Annotated in this window: 2 protein-coding genes; both read right to left on the bottom strand. The window is 72.0% G+C overall.

Translation table 11 applies throughout. The annotated features are described in order from the left end of the window. Window positions 1-201: 201 nt before the first annotated feature. Window positions 202-1,203 (bottom strand): MBL fold metallo-hydrolase, encoded by a 1,002-nt coding sequence (locus tag Mterra_RS20920; protein WP_119316835.1) that lies wholly within the window; start codon window positions 1,201-1,203, stop codon window positions 202-204. An 8-nt stretch (window positions 1,204-1,211) separates the two neighbouring features. Continuing rightward, on the bottom strand, window positions 1,212-1,913 hold a 702-nt coding region (locus tag Mterra_RS20915), incomplete at its 5' end, for a polysaccharide deacetylase family protein (protein ID WP_147373015.1).

Here is a 1,913-nt window from a genome sequence, read left to right as displayed (position 1 = left end):
CTGGGGTTGTCCCCCTCCCGCGTGAGCCGCACACCCCGGCCGGGGCACGGCAGTAACCACCGAGCGGGTGTCCCCTGGGGAGTGGGGCTGTAGTCGGCCTGCGGGAGGGGCACAACCCCAGTGGATGATTAACTTTGTAGGGACGCGAGACCTCGCGTCCCTACGGCGTTTTGCGTTTTGCGTTCAGCTATCGGCTATCGGCTATCCATCCCCCCAATGCTCAGGAAACCGTGTGCCGGGGAAGATGTCCTGCGCCTCGTGCAGCAGGAGGCTGCGCTCCCTCGAGCCGTAGCGGTCGGAGAGGTGGAAGAGGATGAGCTCCCCGGCGCCCGCCTCCTTGGCGAGGGTGGCGGCCTGGACGTTGGTGAGGTGGTAGTTCTTGTGGGCGAGCTCGAGGTCGGCGTGGCGGTACTGGCTCTCGCACACCAGGGTCTGCACGCCCCTCAGCCAGGGGACCAGGCGCTCGAGGGCGGCCTTGTCGAGGCGGAAGTCGGTGAGGTAGGCGACGGAGTCGCCGGGGGATTCGGTGAGGAGGGCGGCGCGGAGGGCGGCGAGGCCGTAGGCGTGGCCCTCGACCTCGAGGCTGTGCTGGGTGGGCGTGGGCTCCTTGAGCTGCTTGAGCCAGGGCCCGGGGGGCAGGCCCAGGGCCTCGAGCTTGTGCGGGTCGATGTTCTGGCGGGGCCTCTCGCGCAGGAGGTAGGCCAGCGAGGGGGTGCGGTGGTCGAGGGCCATGGCCTCGAGGGTGAAGGGCTCGGTCTCGAGCAGCAGGCCGTGGCTGGGGACCGTGCCCTCGTCGTGGGCGACGGCGAAGGCTTCGGGCAGCTCGAAGCGGTAGGTGTGCAGGTGGCGGGGGTGGACCTCGCGCACCCGCCAGGTGCCGCCCTCGTCGCCGGGGATGTTCCAGAGGTAGCCCTGCAGGCGGTGGTGGAGGATGCGGGCAGTGCCGGGCGGGCCCCAGGCGGTGACGGGCTCGGGGCGCCCGAAGGTGGCGCGGAAGAAGGGGTCGAAGCCGCCGACGTGGTCCATGTGCAGGTGCGAGAAGCACAGGTGCTCGACGGCCTGGACCTCGGCGTAGGGGAGGTCGGCGGTGCAGTCCTGGCCGCAGTCGAAGAGGAAGCGGCACAGGGCGTGGCCGCTGTCGGCCCGCACGAAGAGGGCGTTGTCGCGGCCGGGCGCGCCGAGCACCTGGAAGCGCAGGCTCACGGCAGGCCTCAGGGGCGGGCAGCCCAGGGGTTGGTGTCAACCTCGCCGGACTCGAGCAGCTCCGGCACCGTCACGAAGCGGTAGCCTTCGGCCCGCAGGCGCTCGATGAGCAGGGGCAGGGCCTCGAGGGTGCGGGCGCGGTCGCCGCCCCCGTCGTGCAGCAGGACGATGCTGCCCGGCCGGACCCGCCCCATCACGTTGTGCACGATGCTCGCGGCGTCGGCGCCGGGCTTGGTGTCGTCGGAGAGGGCCGACCACATCACCACCACGTAGCCCTGCTCGAGCGCGTGCTTGACCAGGCCGTTCTTGAGGTGGCCTCCCGGGGGCCGGAAGAGGGTGGTGCGAACCCCGGTCAGCTCCTCGATGAGGGCGTTGGTGCGGCCAATTTCCTCGGCGGCGACCTCGGCGGGGCTGGCGGCGCTGCGGTGGCTGTAGGTGTGGTTGCCCACGGCGTGGCCCTCGGCCACCACCCGCCGCGCGAGGTCGGGGTAGCGCTCGAGGTGCTGCCCGACCCAGAAAAAGGTGGCCTTGACGCCCTCGTGGGCCAGGATGTCGAGCACCGCCGGGGTCGAGCCGGGCCAGGGGCCGTCGTCGAAGGTGAGGGCCACGAGCTTGGCCTCCTCCGCGGGCTTGACCCGCCGCACGATGCGGGCGTCGAAGGCGTCGGCCACCTCGAGGCCGGCGGAGGGGTCGGCGGGGCGGGGCTGGGG

Source organism: Calidithermus terrae (genome assembly GCF_003574345.1).
Lineage (GTDB): Bacteria > Deinococcota > Deinococci > Deinococcales > Thermaceae > Calidithermus > Calidithermus chliarophilus.
This window is presented reverse-complemented; position numbering and strand designations above follow the sequence as displayed.